23 protein-coding genes are annotated in these 24969 nt (G+C 48.9%); 18 read left to right on the top strand and 5 right to left on the bottom strand.

Going from position 1 to position 24969, the window contains the following annotated elements; translation table 11 throughout:
* Positions 1-4: 4 nt before the first annotated feature.
* The 3 genes from BN162_RS01485 to BN162_RS18240 all read left to right on the top strand — a co-directional run bounded on the left by BN162_RS01485 (position 5) and on the right by BN162_RS18240 (position 3937).
* Positions 5-688, top strand: coding sequence for a tRNA1(Val) (adenine(37)-N6)-methyltransferase (locus BN162_RS01485; protein ID WP_167539985.1), 684 nt, complete (start codon positions 5-7; stop codon positions 686-688).
* Positions 689-850: 162 nt separating this feature from the next.
* On the top strand, positions 851-3616 hold the full coding sequence (locus BN162_RS17560; protein WP_020223282.1) for a glucosaminidase domain-containing protein: 2766 nt from the start codon (positions 851-853) through the stop codon (positions 3614-3616).
* 171 nt (positions 3617-3787) lie between these two features.
* Entirely contained in the window at positions 3788-3937 is a 150-nt protein-coding gene (locus tag BN162_RS18240; RefSeq protein ID WP_020223283.1) for an alkyl sulfatase C-terminal domain-containing protein, read from the top strand.
* A 79-nt stretch (positions 3938-4016) separates the two neighbouring features.
* On the opposite strand, the gene BN162_RS17565 is transcribed toward BN162_RS18240, so the two are convergent.
* Positions 4017-4820: an amidohydrolase family protein gene (locus BN162_RS17565; RefSeq protein ID WP_020223284.1), complete on the bottom strand. Its 804-nt coding sequence runs from the start codon at positions 4818-4820 to the stop codon at positions 4017-4019.
* Positions 4821-4974: 154 nt separating this feature from the next.
* Between BN162_RS17565 and BN162_RS01500 the strand changes: the two genes are divergently transcribed.
* Genes BN162_RS01500 through BN162_RS01510 form a run of 3 tightly spaced genes read left to right on the top strand, consistent with a single transcriptional unit; the run spans position 4975 to position 7550 of the window.
* Entirely contained in the window at positions 4975-5343 is a 369-nt protein-coding gene (locus BN162_RS01500) for a GntR family transcriptional regulator (RefSeq protein ID WP_020223285.1), read from the top strand.
* Positions 5327-6226 carry an ATP-binding cassette domain-containing protein gene (locus tag BN162_RS01505; RefSeq protein ID WP_020223286.1) on the top strand — a complete coding sequence of 300 codons (900 nt, stop codon included), beginning with the start codon at positions 5327-5329 and terminating at the stop codon, positions 6224-6226. The genes BN162_RS01500 and BN162_RS01505 overlap by 17 nt, the downstream gene beginning before the upstream one ends.
* Entirely contained in the window at positions 6207-7550 is a 1344-nt protein-coding gene (locus BN162_RS01510; RefSeq protein ID WP_020223287.1) for a hypothetical protein, read from the top strand. Before BN162_RS01505 ends, BN162_RS01510 begins: the two co-directional genes overlap by 20 nt.
* A gap of 215 nt (positions 7551-7765) precedes the next feature.
* On the opposite strand, the gene BN162_RS01515 is transcribed toward BN162_RS01510, so the two are convergent.
* On the bottom strand, positions 7766-8533 hold the full coding sequence (locus BN162_RS01515) for a sulfite exporter TauE/SafE family protein (protein ID WP_020223288.1): 768 nt from the start codon (positions 8531-8533) through the stop codon (positions 7766-7768).
* A 129-nt stretch (positions 8534-8662) separates the two neighbouring features.
* Complete coding sequence (locus BN162_RS01520; protein ID WP_020223289.1) at positions 8663-10006, bottom strand: citrate synthase; 1344 nt, start codon at positions 10004-10006, stop codon at positions 8663-8665.
* A gap of 137 nt (positions 10007-10143) precedes the next feature.
* Between BN162_RS01520 and BN162_RS01525 the strand changes: the two genes are divergently transcribed.
* From BN162_RS01525 to BN162_RS01580, 12 genes are all read left to right on the top strand, one after another.
* A complete protein-coding gene (locus BN162_RS01525) occupies positions 10144-12066 on the top strand; it encodes an aconitate hydratase (RefSeq protein WP_020223290.1) in 1923 nt (640 codons plus the stop codon).
* 124 nt (positions 12067-12190) lie between these two features.
* Positions 12191-13522, top strand: a complete 1332-nt coding sequence (locus tag BN162_RS01530) for an MATE family efflux transporter (RefSeq protein ID WP_020223291.1) — start codon at positions 12191-12193, stop codon at positions 13520-13522.
* 188 nt (positions 13523-13710) lie between these two features.
* Complete coding sequence (locus BN162_RS01535) at positions 13711-14622, top strand: DUF5131 family protein (RefSeq protein WP_020223292.1); 912 nt, start codon at positions 13711-13713, stop codon at positions 14620-14622.
* Between the two features lie 16 nt (positions 14623-14638).
* Positions 14639-15466 carry a MerR family transcriptional regulator gene (locus tag BN162_RS01540; protein ID WP_020223293.1) on the top strand — a complete coding sequence of 276 codons (828 nt, stop codon included), beginning with the start codon at positions 14639-14641 and terminating at the stop codon, positions 15464-15466.
* Between the two features lie 87 nt (positions 15467-15553).
* On the top strand, positions 15554-16030 hold the full coding sequence (locus BN162_RS01545) for an SAM-dependent methyltransferase (protein WP_020223294.1): 477 nt from the start codon (positions 15554-15556) through the stop codon (positions 16028-16030).
* 126 nt (positions 16031-16156) lie between these two features.
* On the top strand, positions 16157-17164 hold the full coding sequence (locus BN162_RS01550; RefSeq protein ID WP_020223295.1) for a D-alanyl-D-alanine carboxypeptidase family protein: 1008 nt from the start codon (positions 16157-16159) through the stop codon (positions 17162-17164).
* Positions 17161-17736: a nucleoside recognition domain-containing protein gene (locus tag BN162_RS01555; protein ID WP_020223296.1), complete on the top strand. Its 576-nt coding sequence runs from the start codon at positions 17161-17163 to the stop codon at positions 17734-17736. Before BN162_RS01550 ends, BN162_RS01555 begins: the two co-directional genes overlap by 4 nt.
* Entirely contained in the window at positions 17726-18238 is a 513-nt protein-coding gene (locus tag BN162_RS01560) for a spore maturation protein (protein WP_020223297.1), read from the top strand. Before BN162_RS01555 ends, BN162_RS01560 begins: the two co-directional genes overlap by 11 nt.
* 67 nt (positions 18239-18305) lie before the next feature.
* A complete protein-coding gene (locus BN162_RS01565) occupies positions 18306-19040 on the top strand; it encodes a pseudouridine synthase (RefSeq protein WP_020223298.1) in 735 nt (244 codons plus the stop codon).
* Positions 19040-19720, top strand: a complete 681-nt coding sequence (locus tag BN162_RS01570; RefSeq protein ID WP_020223299.1) for a YjjG family noncanonical pyrimidine nucleotidase — start codon at positions 19040-19042, stop codon at positions 19718-19720. The genes BN162_RS01565 and BN162_RS01570 overlap by 1 nt, the downstream gene beginning before the upstream one ends.
* Before the next feature lie 212 nt (positions 19721-19932).
* Positions 19933-20817, top strand: coding sequence for a LysR family transcriptional regulator (locus BN162_RS01575; RefSeq protein ID WP_020223300.1), 885 nt, complete (start codon positions 19933-19935; stop codon positions 20815-20817).
* Between the two features lie 92 nt (positions 20818-20909).
* Positions 20910-22589, top strand: a complete 1680-nt coding sequence (locus BN162_RS01580; protein ID WP_167539986.1) for an FAD-dependent oxidoreductase — start codon at positions 20910-20912, stop codon at positions 22587-22589.
* A 537-nt stretch (positions 22590-23126) separates the two neighbouring features.
* Here the strand turns inward: BN162_RS01580 and BN162_RS01590 are convergent.
* Positions 23127-23426, bottom strand: a complete 300-nt coding sequence (locus BN162_RS01590) for a hypothetical protein (RefSeq protein ID WP_020223303.1) — start codon at positions 23424-23426, stop codon at positions 23127-23129.
* Positions 23423-24969: Rqc2 family fibronectin-binding protein (locus BN162_RS01595; RefSeq protein ID WP_020223304.1), on the bottom strand; the 1547-nt coding region annotated here is incomplete at its 5' end. The genes BN162_RS01590 and BN162_RS01595, both read right to left, overlap by 4 nt.

Consider the following 24969-nt stretch of genomic DNA (forward strand, 5'->3'; position numbering starts at 1 on the left):
GCGTTTGGATTATTTGCCGAAGCTGAAATTACCATTGTGGCAGCGTAAGGATATGTTTTGCATGAATACGGATACGGTGCTGCTGGGCGAGCAGATGGTTGTTAAAAGCGGCGAAAGTGTGTTGGATCTGGGGTGCAACAACGGAGCGCTGCTGCTGTACGCATCCCGTTTTTCACCCGCTTCTTTGACCGGCGTTGATCTGTTTCCTGAAGCGTTGGCGCTGGCGGAGGAAAACATGCAGATCAACGGACTGGAAGCCGAGCTGATTTGTGCAGATCTGGCTGAATTCAGGCATTTGCCGTTTGATGTTATCGTCTGCAACCCACCCTATTTTAAAACTCCGGATACCGATTCTATCAATAAAAATTCATTTCTGGCAGCGGCTCGTCATGAAGCGAGCTGTACGCTGGAAACATTATTTGCTGCCGGCGGGCGCCTGCTGAAAGACAAGGGTCGGTTCTATATGGTGCACCGGGCCGACCGGCTGGCTGAAATCATCGCCGCGCTGTCAGAATCACCGCTGACTTTACGGGAAGCAACACTGGTCTTCGATCACCGCACCCATCAAGCCACTGCGGTTATTTTAGAACTGCGCAAAGGAAAACTAGGCCCGGTTCGATTTCGTGAACCGTTATGGCGGCCTGAAAACGTCGAGAGCTCTGCTGAGAACGCTGGCTTACAACAATAAGCGGCGTTTTTATTTTTACTTTGGACAAGGGTAAAAACGCTGAAATAAATTCATTTTGTTTTAAAATTGAAAGAAATGGCAGAATGCGGGGTGTTGCTTTCAGCGCTTAAAACTTTTACAATAAAACTAAGCAAGTTCCCCCAAGCTTTCAGGAGGTCGAAAATGTTAAAACTAGGAAGAAAACGGGCGGCGTTTCTTTTGTGCTGCCTGCTGCTGCCGATAACCCCGCTTAAGGCGGAAACGACAGTGGTCGAGATCGTGGATTACCGCGATGGACAGGAAGCTGTGCTGCAGACGTTCAGCACGCTGAAAAGCGCCGCGGATTATTATGCAAAGCACCGTCATGACGAAAGCGTCGTCAACCTGGGCGTGCGGCAGGACGGCAAGCTGATCGCGGTGGATCAGGGAATCGTCTTCTTCGCATCCGAGGGATGCAAGGTTAATACGGAATACAAAGATGCCGATACTGGCAACGATGGATACCTCAACGGCTGTTATGGGGCAGATGGTGCGGCTTTGGATACGGATTTTACCAAAATGCAGGTGGAATTCAAACTTTCCGGAGTGCGCGGAAAAGCAAAGCTGGCGGAGGTGACGCTGGTACCGCTGTCTGAAGCGGGAAATTTAAGCAGTTATACTGTTCGCGAGGGTCGGCTGTATCATCAGATCCGTCAAAGTCAGAGTTCCTCACGGTATGCGACGATGATTGATTTAGGTCCGGTACCGGCCAATCTCAGCAGTTACGGGCAGCTGTACAGCTACGATGGTCATTATTTTTATGAGGATCCGGCGGTGATGCTCCAGGATTATCAGAAGGGCAGTACCGCGGCTTCAATCAATTCACAGGAACCTTTTTATTTCTATTATCAATATTTATCCCATCGTTCGCTTTCCTACTATACGGAAGCCGAATTAACAGCCTATTTTCAGCAAACATTGGGAATCGATCAGTCGATTGTATCCTATCAGGACCGCGACCGCAATTCCGTTCATGATACGCTCAATCAGTCGCTGTATTATGGTGAAGAAGGGGCCTTCTTACAGGCGCAGTCGCTGTATGGCTCCAATGCGCTGATGATGCTGGCGCTGTCGATGAACGAATCCGCCAGCGGACGCAGCTCGTTAAGCTTTACGCGCAACAATCTGTTTGGACATGCGGCGTATGACAGCGATGTGGAAGCCAATGCGAAGCGCTACTTCAAATTAAGCAGCTCAATATTGTCGCATGCGAAAACATATGTATCCGCCAGCTATCTCAACCCAAAGAAGTTTCAGTATCACGGCGGCTTCTTTGGCGATAAAGCCAGCGGGATGAATGTCAGCTATGCTTCCGATCCATATTGGGGAGAAAAAGCCGCGTCTTATTACATGCAGCTGGATGAAACGATGGGTTCGAAGGATCTCAATCAGCTGACCTTGGGTATTCATACTCAGAATGTCAGTCTTTCAATATATAGCGAACCTTCATCTGCTTCCGCCGTTTTGTATTCCACAGGCAAAACGGCGCCGCTGGCCTTTGTGCTGCTGGAAAAGATCGAAAACGGCGAAGGCAGCTGGTACAAGGTCCAGAGTGAAGCGGCAGTGGCCGAGGATTATACCTATCGTTTTGAAGAATGCATCGGCTATCTTCCCGCTTCCAGCTTCGATGTCATTCTCAATGCTGACCGGCTGAATACGCTGCAGCTGAAAACGGCTGTTTTTGATGCCGGCGAGGGAACATTCCCGCAGGGCGGCAGCCGCATTGAAATCGATTTGCTGGAAAACAGTGAGCCTTATGCCCCTGAACCTACAAAAGAAAACAGTGTGTTTGTCGGCTGGCAGGAAAACAACGGAGTCTATCTTGCCGAGTATAAAGCAATTCAGGAAATTTCCATGGTTTCCCTGCCGCAGCAGCAGTATGCCGCCGGTTCACGAATTGATCTGAAAAAGGGGAAGGTTCAGGTCAAGTATATGGATGGGACTGAGGAAGAGCTGCCGTTAACAAGTTCGATGGTCAGTGGTTTTGATCTGAACAGCGAGGGAGTCCAGACCGTGACGGTGAGCGTCGGTACCGTATCAACCAGCTATGAAATTGAAGTGTCTGAGGAATTGAATCAGCTGCAGGATGCGCTGAAGGAAGATCTGGACGCCCTGATCGAGGCGATTGATCCAGCCGCAGTGACAGAGCAGCAGAAAACCGATTTGCTTAAGCTGAAACAGCGGTTGGATACGACAGAAGTGACTTCTTGGACAATTGCGCAGATCCGCGCTCTGGACACCTTGCTGAAACCCTTGCTGGACAACCAGCGCTCTTTGATTTTAAAATCCAAGGACAGCCAGTTTTCCGTTTCGGGATTAAGTCTGGCGCTGCCGCAAACCGATCCAGGAAAGAAAAAATGGATTAAGGACACCTATAAGCTGACCCTCACGCAGGCGAAGCCGCAGGATGAAGTGCAGCGGCAGGCCGAAACGATTGCCAGCGGCAACGGCGCGGCGATTGAACAGTGGTTTACTGTTTCGGGACAGAAAAATTATGATTCATCGCTGACGCTGCGTACGCCGCTGTGCATCACAATGAGTCTGCCGGAAGGCTGGGACAGCTCCAAAAAAGTCACGGTGTGGCGCTTGGAGGACGGCGATGTAATTCAGATGCCGACGACCCAGAGTGCTTTAACGCTGACCTTTACGAGTGAAGCGCTGGGGCAGTTTGTGCTGACCAGCCGTCAGACTGTCAACCAGTATGAAGATACACCGCCAGTGGAAGTCATGACAATAGCTCAGAACGGCCTGGATTGGCCGCAGCTGATGATTAAGGCATTAATCGCCGTGATTGCCTTGCTGATCTTATTGGCCACCGTCTTCATATTACAACGTCGGGCTGATAAAAAACACCGTCGTGCGCTTGCGAAAAGAGCGAAGCGTCAGCGTCAGATCCACCGCCGAAAATAAAAAAAGGATCCGCCGCGTTGAAAATTAAGAATTCATCGCGGCGGATTTTTATTTTGATCAGGGAGCGCGAAAGATATTCTCATGGACTGCCTGAGCGATGACGTCAATCGCTTCACCGACATCCTGCTTATTCCCTGACTGAGCCAGTCTTGAACTAATCCTACGCTGACGATGCCGCGGTGGGGGCTGGCGGCGATTCTTTCCCGCAGCGAAGAACTGCAGGCAAAGCGGATCCAGATTGACGGCGATCCGCAATGTTTGAGCGAGTTGACGGAAGCAATGGCAGATTTTGATAAGAAGTTTGCGATCATCGAACCGTAACGTTTCAGGCAAAAGAAAACTTGGCAGGATGTCTTTCATAAGAAGGACCGTTTACAAGCCAAGTTTTTTTGTCTAGAACTTAAAAATCAACGCCCAGAACCCGCGCCAGATTGCCGCCTAAGATCCGCTGCTTGGCGTCCTCATCGATCGGCAGGCGCATGATTTCTTCAATGGCTGCTGTGATTTTTCCGGCATCATTGTAAGGAAAATCAAGTCCGAATAAACACAATTCATCGCTGGTCATATGCAGCAGTGTCCTGACTTTTTCCTGGCCTAAATACCAGAAGCGGTTGCGGTCATTGTCAAAGACGCTCGTCAGCCCAGCGTAGATGTTACACTTGCCTGATTCTTCCGCGCGGTTGTTCAGGATAACCGCCAGCGCTTCGTTAAAGAAGCAATACCCGCCGACGTGTTCCATAGAAAATTTCAGATCTGGAAAATTCCAGGCGACTTCATCGAACAACAAAGGCTGATAATCCTGAATTCGATGCCAATGGACACCGGTATGGAAGGACAAGAACAACCCGCTTTCTTGAGCTGCGGCATAAACCTGGAAAGCTTCAGGTCCGTCAATTGCAAATTTCTGGAAGGCGGGATGCAACTTGATGCCTTTGAATCCCAGCTCACGAATCTGCTTGATTTGACCTGTCAGATCCTGACCATGAATGTCGACGACACCGAAACCTGTCAGTTCCGGGTGAGCTTTCAGCTCTTCCGCCATCCACAGGTTCGGGTTATAATCCAGACCCCATTCGTAAAACGGCGCAAAGCAGACACATTTCTCAATCCCTGTTTTGTCCATGACTTCAAGCAAAGCGCTGACCGTTCCATCCGGCCGTTGATCCTGGCGGAACACATGCGCATGATTGGCAAATATTTTCATGATTAAACCTCTCCTTCTGTTTAGATTATACAAGGCTGTTGGAAAAAGAAAAGCGTTTCAACATTGAAAAGTTTAAATCAAACATTGACATTTCTTAGTGCTTATAATACAGTTAATACAGATAGTACAGATCATACAGACTGGAGGCGGAAGCTTGTTTCTGATCAATACGCAAAGCAATGAGCCGATCTATGAACAGATCAAACGTCAGATCGTGCGGTTCATTGAAGCCGGAGTACTGCAGCCGGATGAAAAGCTGATCTCGGTGCGCTCGCTGGCCCAGCAGTTGAATATCAATCCCAACACTGTGCAAAAGGCCTATCAGGAGCTGGAAGCGGAAGGCATTCTTTATACGCTGCCAAAAAAAGGGGTGTTTGTCCGCGGGCTGCCCGCAAGCGCAAAAGTCAGCGGTGTGGAAACGGAAGTCCGGCAGCTGCTTCAGCTATGCCGCAAGCTGAAGATCAGCACTGAAGAGCTGATTGAAATCATTAGGAAGGAAGGGAAAAATGATGTTGATCGTTGACAAGGTAACCAAGTCGATTGGGACGAAAAAGATTTTGCAGGAGTGCAGCCTGAATGTGCAGGCGGGTCAGATCTGCGGCCTGGCAGGGCCTAACGGTGCGGGAAAAACGACGCTGCTCAACTGCATCGCCGGCGTTTTAACTCCAGAAGCAGGTCAGATCGAATTGGATGGGAAGGATCTGATTCACCAGCCCCTGAATCGGAAAGCGTTGTTTCTGATCAGTGATGATTTTGATTTTCATCCGTTTGGGACAATTCGTCAAATGAAAGAATTCTTTGATATTTTTTATTCCCTGGACGAAGGAGAGCTGGCGCGTCATTTCAATCACTTCAAATTAGAAGAGAAAAATGGAATTTATTCTTTGTCTAAGGGACAGAAACGACAAGTCTTATTTTCAATTGCTTTAAGTCTGGACTTGCGGTTATTGATGGTTGACGAAGTCTATGACGGGCTGGACTGGAATGTCCGGCGTTATCTTGTGCGAGAGCTGACAAATCGGATCAGCGACAAGTCGATGGCTTTATTGTTGGTATCACACAGTTTGAAGGAGATCAAAGGCATCTGCGACCACTGTTTCTTAATGAAGGATCAGTCCATTGTGGCTCAGGAAGACTTGTTGGAAAATCATTTATTCCGGATCCAGCTGGTGTTCCGGGAAGAATGCAAACCTGATTTTAAAGCTTTGGAAATCATCCGGACCCAACAGATCGGGAAATGCTGGAATGCGATTGTCCGTGCAAACGAACAGACCCTACGCCGCGTAATGGCGCAATTATCGCCGGTTTTGGCTGACGTCCAGCCGCTTAGCTTGGAAGATTACTTCAGCTTAATGACAGATTCATCGTGGAAAGGGGAGGAAGAAGATGACGGAGAAATATTTTAAATATCTGATAAAACAATCCTTGCCGCTTTTTGGGATCATTTTAATCGGCGGAAGCTTTTTTGTAACCGGGTTGATCAACCTGGATAATTTGCCGGCCTATGTATTTCTTTTATCTGCCGGCGTACCCTTTTTATTTGAACTCAGCCGGTATCATAAGAAGTCGGCGTACTTTTACAGCAGCCTGCCGATTGAACAGAAAAACCTATGGATCGCAAGGATTGGCTGCGTCCAGTTCCTGGTTCTGATTCCCTCTCTGCTTTTCCTGTTTGCGCTGATCTGCCGCCACAGCCTCTCCTTTTCCAGCATGCTTCAGCTTGTTCTGGCATGGACGGCAAGTCTGTTTTTAGTGACCTCATTGAATTTGCTGATCTTCAGCTTTTGTCATACCTTGCTTGACGCGGTGATTATTTTTGCTAACGGCTTAGCTTTGCCGACATTTTTGATCAACACGATTCACTATTTAACAAAAATGAATATGCAGTTTGGCTATACAGCGCCGGTCTGGCTGAGAAACCTCTCACCCTGGCAGCGGATGTTTGAGATGATGCGTGAGTCGGTATGGCAGATGGATTATGGATGGAGCGGCAACACGCTGGGCAATGGGCTGGAATACGGGATTGCCGTACTGATGGGAAGTCTTGCACTGCTCTGTCTTCTTTTTAAAGTAAGCCGGTTCCGCAGTGAAGAGGCGGGAAGACTGTCAAGCTCACGGAGGATGCTTGTGTTTTTGATCCGGTTGGATACGTTTCTGCTTTTGTTAGTAATGACATGGAAACCGATTTTGGAATGGGCGACCGGGTTATTCTATGCCGTTTTCTTAATTTGCCTGCTTTATTTTGGCGGCTTGATGCTGGCGAAGCAGCGATTCAAAGTTACCGTGAAGGAAGTGCTTTGCCTGTTAATCCTGATCTTGACAGCTAGGGGAGTCAACCTTGCTTACCGCAGCCTTTGTTATAGGTATGAACGGCTGAGCGTTCAGCGGATGAATGAAGTTGCGTTGGAATTCTATGTTTATCCGAATAAAGGAGGGATGATTCCGGAAAATTTATCCTGTTACATCGAATTAGCGGGAGTCAAAGATCCGTTAGTCCTCAATGAGCTGCGCGGATGGATGAAAGTCACATTGGATGGGCATTTTAAGGATTCTAATTACTATGAATATGAGGATTGGAATGACGATGAGTCACGGACGATGCAAGTGCGTTTTCATGATAATCAAAGTTTGAGCTATGATAAGAATATCCCAGTCGATTTATTATCAAACAGCCAAGTCGTCCAGCTGTTTTACAAACAAAATCTGCCAGAAGGCTGCTATTTACACTGATCTTAAAAACAAACATGTTCATAAACGAAACATTGGATTTTGAATATTGTTGAAAAGCGTGGACGCTTCAGTTTTACACGGGTAAGAAAAAGATTGCTGGAAAACTAACTGAAGGGATAAAAAGCAGGGGATAAACAAAAGCAGCGGATGGATTGTTCATTATAAAACAATCCGTTCGCTGCTTTACTCTTTGTTTTAAGTTTTTACACGCAATCTCAGCCAAGATATTTAACAGCCAGCATAAAGAGTCCGAGAACAAACAGCACGACGCCGGTAACCTGATTCAGCTTCTTCGGTTCTGCTTTGTTGGCGAAGCGGGCGGCGATCATGGCGCCTAAATAAGTGAAGAAAACGCTGCTGATGAGCGGGAACCATTGGATGACGCCGCTGATTGCAAAGTGGCTGAGCGCCCCGGTCAGCGCTGTAAAGGTCATGATGAACACGCTGGTGCCGACCGCTGTTTTTAAATCATAGCCCAAGACGCTGACAAGCACCAGCAGCATCATCATGCCGCCGCCGGCCCCGATAAAGCCGCAGATCAAACCGATAAAGATACCGCAGATTAACGACAAAACTGCTTTTTGTTTTGCGGTGCGGGTCTGATTCTTGGAGCTGGCGCTCATGACAGGCTTAATGATGAAGCGGACACCCAGAAGCATGGTCATCCACACCGAGAAGCTGCCCAGGGTTGTCTGCGGGATTAGAGACCCCAACCAGCTGCCCACCATAGTGAACAGCACAGTGGAGATCATCATGATAAGACCGTTGCGGATGTCAAGATTCTTATGTTTGTAGTAAGTATACGCAGAGACGGCTGAGGCCAAGACGTCGGAGGCCAGTGAAATGCCGACCGCTTCATAAGCGTTAAAGCCCAATAAGGTGACAAGCATCGGGGTGATGACTGCCGCTGCCGATAGTCCTGCCAAACCGGTAGCAATCCCAGCACCAAGTCCGGCAATCATCGTGACGATTAGAATATTCATAGATTCAGCTCCTTCAGTTGGTTTAATTGTAAACTATTTATAAATTATAAAGAGCCGGAAGAGAAAGTCAAGCGAAACTGTCTGTGATTGTTGACAAAGTCGGAAAGTTGTCAAAAAAACCGCTGGAATTCAGCGGCTTTTCCGTTGGTCGATGGGGATATAATCGGCTAAGGTACCGACATATTTGCCGGCTGGACGAACAATCCGATCGCAGTACAGCTTGTTTTCGATATTGTGAGCGAGCCATCCAACCATGCGGCTGGCCGCAAACAGCGGGGAGTAGCAATCTTCTGGGATATCGAGCATCGAGTAGACTAAGCCGCTGTAGAAATCGATGTTGCTGCTGACATGAATACCTTTGCGTCGATAGATAACCTGTTTCGCCAGTTCCTCTGTTCTTTGATAAAATACAAACCGTTCTTTACAGTTTTTCTCTTCCGCCAGAATTTCAATCTGTTTCTTTAAGATTTCACTGCGCGGATCAGAAAGCGTGTAGACCGCATGGCCCATTCCATAGATCAGACCTTTGCCGTCAAAGAATTGTTTGTCCATGATTTTTTCCAAAAGGGCGGTCAACTGCTCATCACTGGCCTCTAAGCCGATTTCAGCAAGGATCGCATCCATCATCCTTCTGGCAGAAATATTGGCGCCGCCATGGCGCGGACCTTTCAGTGATCCTACTGAGGCCGCCATTGCTGAGTAAATGTCCGTGCCGGTAGAAGCGACAACGATGTTGGCAAACGTAGAGTTGTTGCCGGAACCATGATCTGCATGCAGCACCATCATCAAATCCAAAATCTTGGCTTCCTGGTGAGTGAACTGCTGATCGGGTCGCAGCAAGGATAAGATATTCTCAGCGATGGAGTACTCCGTGCGAACCGGATGAACGATTAAACTCTTATTTTCAAAGAAATGCGCCTTGGCTGCCATGGAATAACAAAGAATGGCCGGCATTTTTGCCAAGATGGAAAGTCCCTGATCCAAGGTGTTGAGCACAGAGATGTCATCGGCCTGGGGATCTTCGCCATACAGCATCAACAACGCTTTCTGGATCTGATTCATAATATTCATACTGGGATAACGCAGAATATTGGTCGCCAGAAAACCTTCCGGCAGCGTATAGCGGCTGCGCAGCTGACTGGTGAATAAGGAAAGTTCCTGCTGAGTTGGCAGATGGCCGAATAAAATCAAAAAGCAGGTTTCCTCGTAGCCGCAAATCTCATCCTGATCCAAATTGCGGCACAGCTGTGTGATCGGGATTCCCCGATAATACAGCTCACCCTGATCGTCCACTTTTTTGCCGTTGACCAGTTTGTAGCCGACGACATCCGCAATCCGGGTCAGGCCGATCAAAACGCCGGTGCCGTCTTCATTGCGCAGGCCTTTTTTGACATCATATTTAGTATATAATTCGTTGTCGATTTTGTTTTCCGGGATTGAATCCTGGAAGATTTTCTGCAGCTCACTGTTCATGTTTTCACCTCAATGGTTCTAGTTTACTACAAAAATGAAAGAAATGACACCAAAAAGAAAACATTTTACTTTTTGTGTAAAGACTTTCAAAAGCGTGGCCAAGCTGATATAATAAAGTCTATGAAAGAAGGGGTTGGATGAAAACTTTGGCAGAAAAAATTCTGGCGGCACACCGCGTCAGCGGCGAACTGAAAGCCGGAATGCCGATTGAAATCAAAATCGATCAGACACTGACACAGGACGCGACGGGGACAATGGCTTATTTACAGTTTGAGGCGATGGGCTGTGAACAGGTGAAGACCGAGTGTTCCCTCAGCTATGTCGATCACAATACGCTGCAAAATGGTTTTGAAAATGCGGATGATCACGAATATCTCCGCACGGTGGCCGACCGGTACGGCATTATTTTCTCGCGGCCGGGCAATGGCATCTGTCATCAGGTGCATCTGGAACGTTTTGATAAACCAGGCAAAACCTTGCTGGGATCGGATTCCCACACGCCGACGGCCGGAGCGATGGGGATGATTGCGATCGGGGCGGGCGGACTGGATGTTGCCTGTGCCATGGCCGGGATGCCGTTTGCCTTAACAATGCCGAAAATCGTCAATATCCGGCTGAAAAACCGATTGCCGCATGGGGTTGGGGCTAAGGATATTATATTAAAAGTGCTGTCGCTATTGAGCGTGAAGGGCGGCGTCGGCAAAATCTTTGAATACACGGGAGACGGTATTCTTGATTTAAGCGTTCCGGAGCGCAGCACCATCTGCAACATGGGAGCTGAGCTGGGGGCGACGACTTCACTGTTTCCCAGCGATGAAAATACCCATGAATTTTTAATCAAACAGGGACGCGGTGAAGACTTCATCGAGCTGAAGGCGGATCCGGATGCAGTATATGACGAAATCCTTGAAATTGACTGTGCCGCGCTGAAACCCTTGGTAGCCTGTCCGCATTCCCCAGATTTGGTGAAGCCGGTTGAAGAGCTTGCAGGATTGAAGGTCAACCAGGTTGCCATCGGCTCCTGTACGAATTCCTCCTTGACCGATCTGTTGGAGGTGGCGCGGATACTCAAAGGTAAGACCGTGCATCCGGATGTTTCGTTGGTGATCTCCTTCGGCTCCAAACAAGTGCTGCAGATGCTCAGCCGCTGCGGAGCCTTGGATGATCTGATCGCCGCAGGTGCGCGTCTGTTGGAAGCAACATGCGGGCCGTGCATTGGGATGGGTCAAAGTCCTAAGACGGAGGGTGTATCGCTGCGCACTTTCAATCGAAACTTCTATGGCCGCAGCGGAACGATGAGCGCGGGGATTTATCTGGTTTCGCCGGCAACGGCCGCCGCCAGTGCCATCGCCGGGGTTGTCTGCAGCGCTGAAACGATCGATTATGTCAAGCCCGAGATGCCTGAGGCGTATCTAATTGATGATTCAATGCTTTTAAAACCGAGCTGTGATCCGCAGCGGGAAATTCTGCGCGGTCCCAATATCAAGCCGTATCCAGCGAAGGAGCCGTTGGCCGAAAGGATCGATAAATTGGTGATGATCAAAGTCGGCGACAACATCACAACTGACCACATCATGCCAGCGGGAGCCAAAATTCTCCCTTATCGAAGCAACATTGAGAAGATCAGTGAGTTCTGTTACAGTCAGATCGAACCTGAGTTTCATGACCGGTGTCTGAAGCATGGCGGAGGCTGGATCCTTGCCGGGGAGAATTACGGCCAGGGCAGTTCGCGCGAACATGCTGCGTTAGCGCCGATGTACTTGAAAATTCAAGCGGTCATCGCCAAAAGCTATGCCCGGATTCACCGGCAGAATCTGATTAATGCCGGCATTCTGCCGCTGGTTTTTGAAGACCCGCAGGATTATGAGCGGATTGAAGCGATGGACAGGCTGGAAGTCAATTGTGAAGCACTGGCGGAAGGTCAGCCGTTAACGATTACGGATGCTTCCCAAGGCTTTACCTTCAGCGCAGAGCATCATTGTACGGCGCGCGAAATCGAGATTCTTCAAGCCGGCGGACTGCTGAATCGAATCCGAAGACAAAATCAAACGCAAGGTTAAACAGAAAGCTGACCGCCGTCAGCTTTTCTTCTGCTTCATTTCTTGCTTATTAACAGAAAAACAAAATTGAACTTTCTGCAAAGAAAGCGTATAATCAGACGAGTTCAGAGAATGGGGGAAGGCAATGTTTACCAATCAAAAATTAAAACAACTGATCATTCCGTTAGTGATTGAACAAATCCTGGCGGTATTGGTCGGCATGGCGGACATCATGATGGTCAGCAGTGTTTCAGAAGCTGCCGTATCCGGTGTTTCGCTGGTCGATTCAATCAGTATTCTGATCATCAATATTTTTGCGGCGCTGGCGACCGGCGGCGCGGTGGTCGCGGCGCAGTATCTTGGCCGTCAACAGGAGGAGCAGGCATGCTTTTCAGCCAAGCAGTTAATCTTATGCACCACGGTGATTTCGGCGGTGATTATGGTGGCCTTTCTGCTTTTTGGTCAGCCGCTGATTTCTTTGATCTTCGGCAAGGTGGAGCCGGAGGTGCTCTCCAGTGCCCAGACCTATCTGTTTATCACGTCGATGTCCTATCCGTTTATCGCCTTGTATAATTCCTGTGCGGCGCTGTATCGGGCGATGGGCAATTCGCGGATTTCGATGGTGACTTCCTTGATTATGAACTCGCTGAATATCGCCGGCAATGCTCTGTTGATTTATGGCTTTGGCATGGGCGTGGAAGGCGCGGCGATTCCAACCTTGATCTCACGGATCGTGTGTGCTGTACTGATTGTGGTGATGCTTCGGCATCGTCAGGATCAGATCCGGCTGGATTCGTATTTCCATCTCGGTTTTGATTGGCCGATGATCAAACGCATCCTGCAGATCGGCGTGCCTAACGGATTGGAAAACGGGATGTTTCAGATTGGCAAGATTCTTGTGCAGAGCTTAGTTGCCGTTTTTGGAACAGCCTCGATTGCGGCCAATGCGGTCGCCAATAACTTTGCTTCGATGGAAGTCATTCCGGCAGCCGCCATCGGCTTAGGTCTGGTGACCGTTGTCGGTCAGTGCGTTGGCGCGGGGAAGATCGAGGAAGCCCGTTATTATACCAAAAAACTGATGAAATGGGCCTATATGGCTTCGATTGCATTAAATATCTGTATTCTGCTCGGGGCCAATGTTCTGTTAAAGCTGTACCATTTGTCGCCGGAAACGCTGGATATTGCTTTTAAGCTGTTGTTTATCCATGGGTTCTTTGTCATGGTCATCTGGCCGGTTTCCTTTACGCTGCCCAATGCCTTGCGGGCAGCCAATGATGCTCGTTTCACGATGAGCGTTTCGATCGCTTCGATGTGGATCTGCCGAATTGGGTTAAGCTATGTTTTCGGCTTAGGTCTGGGACTGGGTGTTGTGGGCGTCTGGCTGGCCATGATCTGCGATTGGTTTGTCCGTTCAGCCTTTTTTGCGGTGCGCTTTCGCGGCGACCGCTGGACGCGCCGTCAGCTGATCGAGAGCTGAGCAGCGTTTGAAGCAGAATAACAGGACAGTCTGAGGCTGGCTTGGATACCAGCGGTGACTGATTCTTGGGATAAGCGGAATTCTGATTTCAGGTCAGGATTCTTTTTTCTTTACAGGATTAAAGCTTGAAAATAATTCAACTTTTCGCTACAATGAAGAAAACAAACAGGAACAAAGGGGAGATACGGATGCATGATATCTGGAATCCATGGCATGGCTGTATTAAAATCAGCGAAGGCTGCGAGCATTGTTATATGTTTTATTTGGATCGTCAGCGCGGCCAGGATGGGGCGCAGATTCGCCGGGTTCAAAATGGTTTCGACATGCCGCTGAAAAAGGATCGCCGCGGTCATTTCAAGATTCAAAGCGGCGAACGGGTGCGCGTATGCATGAATTCCGACTTTTTTCTGGCAGAAGCGGATCCCTGGCGTGAAGAAGCCTGGAAGATCATGAAAAAGCGTTCCGATGTCATTTTTTATCTGCTGACAAAGCGGCCGGAACGCGTCGAAGCTTGTCTGCCGAAGGATTGGGGAGACGGGTGGGAAAATGTTTTTTTCAATGTGACGGCTGAGAACCAGAAACGTGCTGATCAGCGGCTGCCGTGGTTAATCAAGCTGCCGTTTCGGCATAAAGGCGTCATGTGCGCGCCGTTTATCGGGCCGGTTGATTTATCGCCATGGCTGAGCTGCGGTCAGATTGAACAGGTGATTTGCGGCGGGGAAAACTATGAAGGTGCCCGACCTTGCGACTTTGATTGGGTTAAAGCGCTTGCCGCCCAATGCCGTCAAGCGGAAGTGGCGTTTAATTTTATTGAAACGGGTTCGCGGTTGTTCAAGGACGGACGAATGTATTCTTTGCCGTCCAAAAGGCTGCAAAGTGAAATGGCCTGGAAATCGGGCGTCAGCTTCCCGGGAAAGCCGCAGGTTTTCAAACTGGAAGATGAATATGGGCCAATTCCGCCGGAGCGTCTTTATCAGCCTTATTTTGGTCCGCATTGTCAACATTGCGGCGGTCAGCCGACATGCAATGGCTGTACCCGCTGCGGACGCTGCGAAAAAAATGAGCGTGCAAAAAAAACGCTGGAAAAAAATAAATTCTGAAAAGAGGGAATAGGAAATGCTGAAAATAGGTGAATTTTCCAAACTGACGCAAATTTCCATCCGCATGCTTCGCTATTATGATGAGATGGGGCTATTGAAACCAGCGACCATTGATCCGACAAACGGGTATCGGATGTATACGTCTGCGCAGATTCCGCAGCTGAATCAAATACTGGCTTTACGGGACTGCGGTTTTACAATTTCTGAAATTGCGGCGTGGATGGATCGGACAGATTCTCTGCCGTTGACCAGGATCGCTGAAAAACAGACTGAAATTGAGCAGGGAATCCGCATCGAACAGGCAAAGCTCAAACGCTTGGAAAGATTGAAAGAACAGCTTGAAAAAGGGGACCGTCCGGAGCTGCTCAACGTTGCGGTCAAATCCATTCCGGCCTGTCTTGCGCTGTCCCTGCGCCGGGTGCTTCCTGATTATTATGGCGAGGGCGAACTGTGGAAGGAAATTGCCGCCTTCATTAAGACAGAACAAATTGAAATCGCCGGTCAGCCGTTTTCGCTGTATCATGATGAAAATTACAAGGAGAAAAACGTAGATGTTGAATTGTGCCTGCCTGTAAAACGAGCTGGAAGCGATCAGGGAAATTTTCACTTCCGCGAAGTGGCAGGGACAGCGGCAATGGCCTGTGCTTGGGTCTGCGGTCCCTTTTCCCTGATTGCTGAAACCTATTTAAGCTTAGCCCAATGGCTGGAAAATAACGATTATCATATCGAAGGACCCGATCGTCAAATTGTTCATCGAGGTCCGTGGAATGAAACGGATCCCCAGCAATATTTAACGGAGATTCAGATTCCGATCAGAAAAACAGACGAAGGACTCCCGCTGTGATTTTTCATCGGGAGTTTGTTTTTTCAGCTTGACTCTCACACCTTGTCAGGGTTTATCGTAGAGCTATCCTGAAAGGAAGGAATAAAAATGAAAACTTATCAAGTTAATTCGATCGGCACAATCCGCTGCGGTGCTCAGGGCACCTTTCTCTGTTTAGACAAACCTTTCATTCCCGCTTTGCTTGGGTTGGAAGGCTTCAGTCATCTGCAGGTATTATGGTGGTTCAGTGATTTTGACAGTGATCCGTACAGAACTGTGCTCCAGACTCCGCAGCCGTATAAGAACGGACCTGAACAAATGGGGATTTTCGCAACCCGTTCGCCGGTCCGACCCAATCCGATTGGTTTGACAACCGTTGAAATTCTGCATGTGGATGCGGCGCGGGGACTGATTGAAATCGCCTATATTGATGCCCATGACAGCTCGCCGATTCTGGATCTCAAACCGTATACGCCTAGCTTTGACCGACTGGACACGCCGCGGGTACCGGCTTGGTGCGCTCATTGGCCGATGAGTCTGGAAGCGTCAGAAACGTTCGATTGGGAAGCTGAATTCAACTTTTAAGCGGGTTATCGGCCGCTTTGATCTAACGCTGATCCGAAATCCGTAAGCCGTTTTTTTAATCAAGGAGAAAAGTGCTGATTCTTGATCATCGGGTTAAAACATACACTGTCAAACAGGAGGCGCTGTATGAAAAAGATTGCGGTATTTTTTCTGACGCTGAGCTTGTTCTGGACCTCGGTGGCTGCCGAGGGTTCCTATATTGTGATCAGCGGCAATGACGGCAATGTTCTGGAAGCTGAAAATGAACACGAAGTTCGCTCGATCGCCTCGATCTCGAAAATCATGACGGCGGTGGTCGCATTGGAAAATGGAGATTACATCGATCAGTGGATCATCGGCGATGAAGTGACGAACGTGACCGGCAGTATGATCTGGATTGCAAAGGGGCAGCAGGTTTCAATGCGGTCTTTGCTTTACGGTATGATGCTCAAAAGCGGCAATGACGCAGCGGTGGCGATTGCGCATCGGGTCGGCGGGGGATCGGTCGAACGCTTCGTTAAAATGATGAATGAAAAAGCGGCGGAATTGGGCATGAAGGACACCGAATTTCACAATCCGAATGGAATGGATGTCGAAGAAGAAGGAAATTATTCGACAGCCTACGATATGGCATTGTTAATGCAGTATGCGATGACGATTCCGCAGTTCCGTGAAATTGTTGCGACCCAGTATTATACGAGTGAATGGGGATCCCGCTGGAAAAATTCCAACAAACTGCTGAACAATTTTGAGTTCTGTACCGGCGGCAAGACCGGTTTTACCAACAGAGCCGGAGAAACGTTGGTCACAGCGGCGCAGAACGGACAGCTGGAGTATATCGTCGTGACCTTAGCGGTACCCGATCGCTGGACATTTCACGAACAGAAATACCGCAGGGCGATGGAAACGTGTGAACTGATCACGCTGCAGCCTGCGGGAAAAATCGAACAGGAAGGCTATTATGCCCAGTTGGATGAACCGTTTGAGGTTGTTGTAAAAAAGGAAGACGCGGGACAGGGACAATATACGATGACCCTGGACAAAACTAAAAATGAACTGACGCTATGCTGGACGGATCCCTCGCATACGGTGGTCAAGACCCTTGCGGCAGTCAAGCCGCCCCGCCGTTTCTGTTTCTGGAGGTGGTGTGTATGAATCTGATCTGGATCTTACTGATCATGGCTTCCCTGGCCTATGGCTTAATGACCGGTTCGGTCAGTTCTGTCAATCAGGTGATTGTCAACGTCGGCAGGGAAACCCTGGAATTGGCACTGCCGTTAGTGGCAGCTACCTGTTTCTGGAGCGGAATCCTCAATATCGCGCGCGAAGTGGGGCTGTTGAATATGCTTCAGAAACTGCTTTCGCCGCTGCTGCGTTTTCTGTTTCCGGATCTGCGCGATGATCCGGAAGCGTTGGGGTATATTGCCGCCAACATCACGATCAACGTGTTTGGGTTAGGCTCAGCAGCGACGCCGAGCGGCTTAAAAGCGATGGAATGCATGCAGCGCCACAATCCGGATAAGAAAACAGCCAGCCGGGCGATGGTGACCTTTTTAGTCCTGAACACAGCGGGAGTGACGATTTTATCGACAACAATCGTTTCGCTGCGGGCGCAGTTCGGCGCGCTGAATCCAACTGACTTTATGCCGCTGGCCATTCTGGCAACCTGCTGTGCCTCAATCGGAGGACTGGCTCTGGATCGGTGGGTGAATTACCGTGGAAAGTAGTCTGTATATTCTGCCTGTTTTAATCCTGCTGATCTTTGTGTTTGCCCTGCTTCGCCAATTTAACGCCTATGACGCGTTTGTCGGCGGAGCGAAGGAGGGCCTGTCCTTGTTTGTCACGCTGTTTCCCAGCCTGTTAGCGATGATGTTTGCCGTTTCTTTGTTACGAGAAAGCGGATTGTTTACGGTCATGGCTCAGCAGTTAGGAAAGATTTTTCCGGCAATTCCTTCTGATATCTTTGCTTTGGCGTTCTTCCGTCCGATCTCCGGCAGCGCTTCGCTGGCGATTCTCGTCGATATCTTAAAAACGCTGGGACCGGATTCTTTGGCAGGAAAAATGGCGAGTGTGATTCAGGGATCGACGGATACGACGCTGTATGTTATCACACTTTACTTTTCATCCGTAGGCGTCAAGAAAATTAAAAACGCTTTGCCGATTGGATTGTTTGCGGATGTCATCGGCATCGGCGTGGGGATCTGGCTGACGCTGCAATTCCTGGTTTAACGCCGATTTCTCTGTTCTTTCCCAGGGTTGTCTGGTAAAATAAGAAAGCAAAGGATGGAGATAAATTATGGATCGACTGCAAAAAATTATTGCGGCCAGCGGTCTGACTTCCCGACGCAAAGCAGAGGAATTGATTCTGCAGGGGCGTGTGAAGGTCGACGGTCAGGTTGTAACGGAATTAGGTGTAAAACCACGCAAGGGAGCTTTGATCGAAGTTGACGGCAAAGCAATTGCGCGCGAAGATAAAGTGTATTATGTCATGAATAAGCCGAAAAAGGTGCTGTGTACGCTCAATGATGAGCATGCCCGGCGAACGGTTGTCGATTTGATGAGTGATGTGCCGCAGCGGGTGTTTCCGGTAGGCCGGCTGGACTATGATACGACCGGAGTGCTGATCATGACCAATGACGGTGAATTTGCCAATGAAATCATTCATCCTCGTTATCATATCGCCAAGGTTTATGAGGTAACGATCAACGGGATTTTGAAGACAGAGGAGATCAAACAGCTGGAACAGGGCGTTGTTCTGGACGATGGAATCAAGACACTACCGGCGAAGCTGTGGGTCACGAATAAGGATTTTGCCCATGAACAGACATCGTTTGAATTAACGATTCAGGAGGGGCGCAACCGTCAGATCAAGCGGATGCTGGAAGTCTTCGGATATGAGGTTCGCCGCCTGCACCGCCGTTCTTTGGGGCCGATTACGGTGCGTGGCTTAAACGTCGGCGAATACCGGCTGATGAAACCGTTTGAGGTTAAGCAGCTGCGCCGGTTAGCCAATGAGGGCCGGTTAAAATAATGCGGTACAGTACGTTATTGTGGGATTTAGACGGCACGCTGTATGATTTTGAAAAAAATGAGGATCGCTCTCTGCGCCGGATTTTGGATGATTTCGGTGTCGGGGCAACCGCGGAGCATCTTGCCTGTTACCGGCGGATCAATCATCAGCTGTGGTCGGATTACGAACAGGGACTGATTGGCAAGCAGGTTATTGAGGACACGCGGTTTCAGCGAACCTTTGATGAATTGGGGGTCGGCGCCGATGGGTTAGTCGCTTCCCGGGCATATCGAAAGCTTTTGATGCAGGGCTATGATCTGATTGAGGGTGCCTGTGAAATCATGACAGCGCTGCAGGGAAAAGTAGAAATGGACGTGATTACCAACGGTGACGGACCTACGCAGCGTCAGCGTTTAGCCGGGGCGGATATGGCGAAGTATTTTACGCATCTGTTCATTTCGGATGAGCTGGGCGTGCAGAAGCCGCAGGCTGAATTCTTTGAGCCGGTGCTGCGGACGATTGCGGAAAAAGATCCGCGCCGGATTTTGGTGATCGGGGATTCCCTGAGCTCGGATATCGCCGGCGGTCAGGCGGCAGGCCTGGATACATGCTGGGTTAATCGGAAACATCAGTCAATGACGCTAAAGGAAAAGCCAACGTGGCAGATTGACGACCTTTGGCAGCTGCTGGAAATTTTATAAGTATTATGTAAGCAAGAATGAACCTTGGAAATGATCCTGTTCGGGAAAAGGTTCATTTTTTGTGTTTGTCAGGCTTTTTCAGTTCGAGCTTGACCTGTATTGGAAATTTAGGTAAAGTTTTTTTATGGAATAAACGCTCTGGCTAAATTTGCGATCTGGCAATTTATTTTCCGTCTAATGGCAAAAAAACGAACAGAAAAGAGGACAGAAGAATGGAAATCCAGCAGTTAAAATACTTTGTCTGTGCTGTTCATTACGGCAGCATCATTAAGGCTTCTCAGGAACTCTACATCACCCGACAGACGATCAGCTCGGCTTTGACTCAGCTGGAGACTGAGCTTGGATTCAGTCTTTTGCAAAGAGGGAAGAACGGCGTTGAGCTGACGAAAGAAGGCCAGCTCTTCTACAGTCGGATTGCTCATCAGTTTGAAGAATTCGAAAAAATCAAAAAGGAAATGCGGGAATTTTCCAGTCAGTATCGACTCCCAATTAAAATTGGGATTGTTAGCTGGGCAGATCAGCGGGAAGTCATCCTTTTGGAAAGCTGGATTCAGGCTCATTCCGAAATTCAAGGGGAGATTTTATTTCTCAGCGGCCGGCAAAGCAATGAAATGCTGGAGCAGGGACAGCTGCATTTTTGCCTGACGACCATGCCCAGTGAAGCCAATCTCAACTTTACCAGCGAGCAGATTGCGGAATATCCGCTGATGTTGGCGGTGCATCGGGATAACCCGCTGGCAGGGAAAATGCAGATCACAGCCCAGGATTTTCACAGTCAGACAATTCTGACAACCACCCTGGGTTATGGTAAATTAGAATATACAGGTCAGAAATGGATGCCATTTGAATTAGAACAACATCAGATTTGTACGGAAGATCCGATTTATCTGTATTCTCTATTGGCAGCAAACCGGGGTGTCATGGCTTGTCATGATAAAAATACAGTGCTCAATCAAATGCGGGATATCCGTCTGATTCCGTTCACCCAGGGATTTACCTTTCCTTATTTTCTGCGCACTTCCTCATTCACGATGCGTAAAAGACAATATGACGAGGTGGCGCGGGAACTGACGAGCTATTTGAAACAAAATTTGTAAGTTGATCAATTCTCATGACGGAAGCTGTTTATTTTTGCTTCTGTTTTGCTTTCGCCGAACTTGATAAAATGAGAACAAAAGGAGCGAAAGAAATGAAAGAATATTCACGCAGAGATTTTCTTAAAGGCACCGCTGTCGGAGTGATCGGATTATCCGGTCTGTCCCTGATCACCGGCTGCAATTCTACTACCGCGCCTGCTGAAAAAGGCAGCGAACTGACCTGGGATCAGGAAACCGAGATCATCGTCGTCGGGACGGGGACTGTTATTACCGCTGCGATTGCGGCTTGTGAGATGGGGATTTCATCCATCACGGTTTTAGAAAAGGATGAAAACATTTTTGGCGGCACGTCAACGACTTCCGGAGGCGGTTATGCGCTGCCTGGTTTTCTGAATGATTTTAAAGAAGAGAATAACGGGGACAGCCGGGAAAAGTGCTTGGCCTATATGCAGGCTGTAGGCGAGGATCGTATGAGCTTAAGCGTGATGGAGTCGTTTGTCGATCATGCTCAAGAATACTGCGATTGGACAAGACAAGCGTTAGGCTGGTCCAGGTTCATCCACTCGGGTGCTCATAATGATTATTATGACCGGTATCCGGAAAGCATTGTCGTTGGCCGCGGCTCCGCCTTTCCGTTAGATCAGGACAATCAGATGCTGATGGCAGGCGCTCAGTGGAAACAATATCGGGAATACATCGATACCCACGATCAGATTGAGCTGATGATGGGGACGGCAGCCGAGGAGCTGATCGTCGATGAAAACCGTCAGGTAATCGGAGTGATCGCTCGGCAGGGTGAGAAAACTTTACGGATCAAAGCGGCCAAAGGTGTAATTCTTGGAACTGGAGGTTTTGATTACAATGAAGCCATGCGTCGGAATCATCTGTCCTTTCCGCTGTATCGTTCCTGTTCCAGCCGTAATAATACCGGGGATGGACAGAAGATGGGAGCCCGATTGGGAGCTCAGCTGGCTTTGATGGACCGGGTTATGGGTGTTCCGTTTATCTACGACAATCCGGTTTGGAATCCCGGGGATGACCGCAACTATGGAATTATGGCAACATCCGCGCTGGCGGATTGGGCCTGTTATTTGAAATTTCCGCATGCGATCTGCGTGAATGCCAAAGGGGAACGATTTGCCGATGAAAGTCGCGAATATGATGTTTTCAGCCGGGCATTCAGCGCTTATGATACCGGGACATTAAACTACGAGAACATTCCGGGTTATTTTATCTGTGACGCGGACTATACTTCTCAATTTAAACTGCCGGGCGGTGCGACGGTGGAGGCTCTGCCGGATTACATCCAGCGTTATGACAGCCTGGAAGCACTGGCAGCAGGGATGGGAATTGATCCGGCCGGCTTGCTTAAGCAGGTTGAAGCGTTTAACAGTTATGTGGATGCCGGAGCAGATCTTCAATGGCATCGCGGAGAAAGCGAAAATGCTTTGCGTACTTTGCAGTCTAATTCGTATATGGCCCTGCCGGGAACCGATTTTTCTCAGTTTACCACGCTGACGGCAACTCTGGGCAAGGTCGAAAAGGCGCCGTTTTATTGCTGCCGGTATGTACCAGGAACCTGTGGAACCCGCGGCGGTCTGCTTACGGATGGACAGGCTCAGGTTTTGGATCAGGATAACAAACCCATCGCCGGCTTATACGCTGTCGGAACCTGTTCTGCCGGTGTAGCAGGCTATTGGGCTGGCGGAGCCTGCATCTCACAGGGCTGCGTTATGGCCTATGTAGCTGCAAAACAGCTGGCAGCTCAATAATTTCAAAAAAAGAATAAACAAAAAGAAGACTTAACAGAACATCAGTTTCTGAGAATGTCTTCTTTTTTTATGCCAGTGATCAGGAAGTGATCCTGGGTTTCCGGAATTTGTACAGGAAGGATCAGCCCTGTCAGCGAAAAGTTTTAACAAATTTAAGATATTTTATGATTCAAACGGATTACCACCCATTTTTACTGATACTCCATGCCTTTGGATAATCAGACCAGCCCAGATCATCGCCCCTGAACCCTCCGTTTCCTGTTTCCTTTCGATAAACAACCATTCAAGCTCACAGATTTTCCGATTTTCGATGCAGAAATCACTTGACTTAGAGCTGATAAAAAATGAGGGCTTGCAAGCATAGTCAGCTAGCCGTATATCAACGCCGTAAATCAGGATCGATGGATCTGCCGCTCTAGCAGGTCCATCCATTCTGTCAAATCAATCTGAGGATTCACCGTCCTTTCTTTTAAGTCATCATCCATCGCAAGTCATCATCGACAGGAATGCCAATGTCATTGTGGAGCTGTTTTTGTTTTATGAATTGACTTTTTTGGGCGGCAGGCGAAAGGTGAGAAACAGTTTGCCTAAGATCTGATCCCAGCCCTGATCTTCCGGCTCAACGATCCGCAGTTCTGTTTCTGCATGCAGATGATCGATGATCAGCACGGTGTTCTCGGTCTGATCCGGTACTTTTAAAAGGAGCATGATGACCTGGGGACTGACTTCCACTTGACTTAACAGCTGGGCGCGGATACAGCCCCAGCGCAGTTCATATTTTAATTTTTTGACGACCTCCAGATACGGCAGTGTCAGACAGTAGCGTGTAGTTTTCATTGATTTTCTTTCAGCAGGGAATCCATCACTGCTTCTTCCGGATCAATATAGATGGTTTTGTAACTGGTCAGTGAAACAAAGCCGGGCTTGGCGCCGGGAACCCGTTTGAGATTGCGGATTGGGCAATAATTGACCGGGACACTGCTGGAATAGCGGCCTTTGGAATAATAAGCCGCAACCATGGCGGCACAGCGCAGCGTTTCCTCACTCGGCTGTTCGCAATCCAGGACGACATGCGAACCATGGAAATCCTTGGCATGAAACCACAGATCATTCTTGCGCGCCAGCTTGAATGTCAGCGCTTCATTCTGCAGGTTGTTCTTGCCGAAATACAAGGTCACACCGTCAGCCAGATGAATTGTGGTAATTGCTGGCAGAGCTTTGGCTTTTTTGCGGTTGCGGCGGATTTTGGATTGAATCGGTTTCATATAGCCCAACGCTGCCAGTTCCTCACGGATCTCGCGGGCATCTTCGAAGTTGGCCAGCTCGAGCTGCTGCTCCAAACCTTCAAAATACTCAATTTCCTGCTCGCACAGGGCAATCTGTTCCAACAGGTGCTCCTGGCCTTTTTTGCCTTTGTTGTACTTCTGGAAGCATTTCTTGGCGTTGCCGCGGCCGTCAAAGCGCACGTCCAGATCAATTTTAACCTGCTGGCTTTGATCGAAAGTGGTCAAGGTGGCGGATGGGGTACCCTTGGCAATGTTTTGTCCATAGGCGTATAACAAATCCCCGTACTCCCGCCATTTCTCACAGTCCAGTGCTTCCTGCAGCGCATCGTTGAGCTTTGGCAGCTTTTGCCGGTAATGCTTGAGCTGCTTGCGTACAAATTTAAACAAGTCACCGGTCATCTGACGAATGCGGTCTTTTTCTTCCTTATGATAATAAAGGACATCCATGCCTTCCATCAGCGGATAGGCTTTCGCCGGCTGTTCAAACTGGGTTAAAGGGATCAGGTGAAACTGGGTTTCCTTCGGCGTGTTAGTGATGAAAAGCGAATCGCTGCTTTCAAGCTGTTTCATGATCTCGGCAAACGTTTCACCGCGGTGCATCCGCACTTCGACTTCCCGACCTAACAGCGGTGAAAAACCGTCAAACTGCTGATGCAGCGGCTGTTGGAAATCCACGGTCAGCGCGGTAAACGGATTTTGCTTGGGTGCTTGTTCAGGCAGGGTAAACTGCGCGCCCGGCTGGATCGTTCGCTTGGTGTTTTCAAAGGGCGGAATCCGTTTTAAGGCGTCAAGAATGCGGTTGTTTTCATCAACCAGGATGACGTTGGCATATTTTCCCATTAATTCGACGTACAGCTTGCGGAACACTTTATCGCCGATCTCATTGCGTAGGGAAACCTCCATCACTAACCAACGGTCTAAGCCGCCCTGTTCGATAGAAAGAATTAAACCGCCTTCTAGATGCTTGCGCAGAAGCATGACAAAATGCGACGGCTCCTCCGGTGTCGGATAGGCGCGGTCGGTGAGATTGATGCGGTTGTATTGCGAATGGCAGGAGATCAGCAAATTCTTTTTCTCCCGCTGAGTCCGCAGAT

This window comes from Holdemania massiliensis AP2 (genome assembly GCF_000327285.1).
Lineage (GTDB): Bacteria > Bacillota_I > Bacilli_A > Erysipelotrichales > Erysipelotrichaceae > Holdemania > Holdemania massiliensis.

Coding starts and splice junctions, on each gene's coding strand:
- BN162_RS17560 (WP_020223282.1), top strand. CDS start 851: ATGTTAAAACTAGGAAGAAAACGGGCGGCGTTTCTTTTGTGCTGCCTG.
- BN162_RS18240 (WP_020223283.1), top strand. CDS start 3,788: ATGCCGCGGTGGGGGCTGGCGGCGATTCTTTCCCGCAGCGAAGAACTG.
- BN162_RS17565 (WP_020223284.1), bottom strand. CDS start 4,820: ATGAAAATATTTGCCAATCATGCGCATGTGTTCCGCCAGGATCAACGG.
- BN162_RS01505 (WP_020223286.1), top strand. CDS start 5,327: ATGATGTTGATCGTTGACAAGGTAACCAAGTCGATTGGGACGAAAAAG.
- BN162_RS01510 (WP_020223287.1), top strand. CDS start 6,207: ATGACGGAGAAATATTTTAAATATCTGATAAAACAATCCTTGCCGCTT.
- BN162_RS01515 (WP_020223288.1), bottom strand. CDS start 8,533: ATGAATATTCTAATCGTCACGATGATTGCCGGACTTGGTGCTGGGATT.
- BN162_RS01520 (WP_020223289.1), bottom strand. CDS start 10,006: ATGAACAGTGAGCTGCAGAAAATCTTCCAGGATTCAATCCCGGAAAAC.
- BN162_RS01525 (WP_020223290.1), top strand. CDS start 10,144: ATGAAAACTTTGGCAGAAAAAATTCTGGCGGCACACCGCGTCAGCGGC.
- BN162_RS01530 (WP_020223291.1), top strand. CDS start 12,191: ATGTTTACCAATCAAAAATTAAAACAACTGATCATTCCGTTAGTGATT.
- BN162_RS01535 (WP_020223292.1), top strand. CDS start 13,711: ATGCATGATATCTGGAATCCATGGCATGGCTGTATTAAAATCAGCGAA.
- BN162_RS01540 (WP_020223293.1), top strand. CDS start 14,639: ATGCTGAAAATAGGTGAATTTTCCAAACTGACGCAAATTTCCATCCGC.
- BN162_RS01545 (WP_020223294.1), top strand. CDS start 15,554: ATGAAAACTTATCAAGTTAATTCGATCGGCACAATCCGCTGCGGTGCT.
- BN162_RS01550 (WP_020223295.1), top strand. CDS start 16,157: ATGAAAAAGATTGCGGTATTTTTTCTGACGCTGAGCTTGTTCTGGACC.
- BN162_RS01555 (WP_020223296.1), top strand. CDS start 17,161: ATGAATCTGATCTGGATCTTACTGATCATGGCTTCCCTGGCCTATGGC.
- BN162_RS01565 (WP_020223298.1), top strand. CDS start 18,306: ATGGATCGACTGCAAAAAATTATTGCGGCCAGCGGTCTGACTTCCCGA.
- BN162_RS01570 (WP_020223299.1), top strand. CDS start 19,040: ATGCGGTACAGTACGTTATTGTGGGATTTAGACGGCACGCTGTATGAT.
- BN162_RS01575 (WP_020223300.1), top strand. CDS start 19,933: ATGGAAATCCAGCAGTTAAAATACTTTGTCTGTGCTGTTCATTACGGC.
- BN162_RS01580 (WP_167539986.1), top strand. CDS start 20,910: ATGAAAGAATATTCACGCAGAGATTTTCTTAAAGGCACCGCTGTCGGA.
- BN162_RS01590 (WP_020223303.1), bottom strand. CDS start 23,426: ATGAAAACTACACGCTACTGTCTGACACTGCCGTATCTGGAGGTCGTC.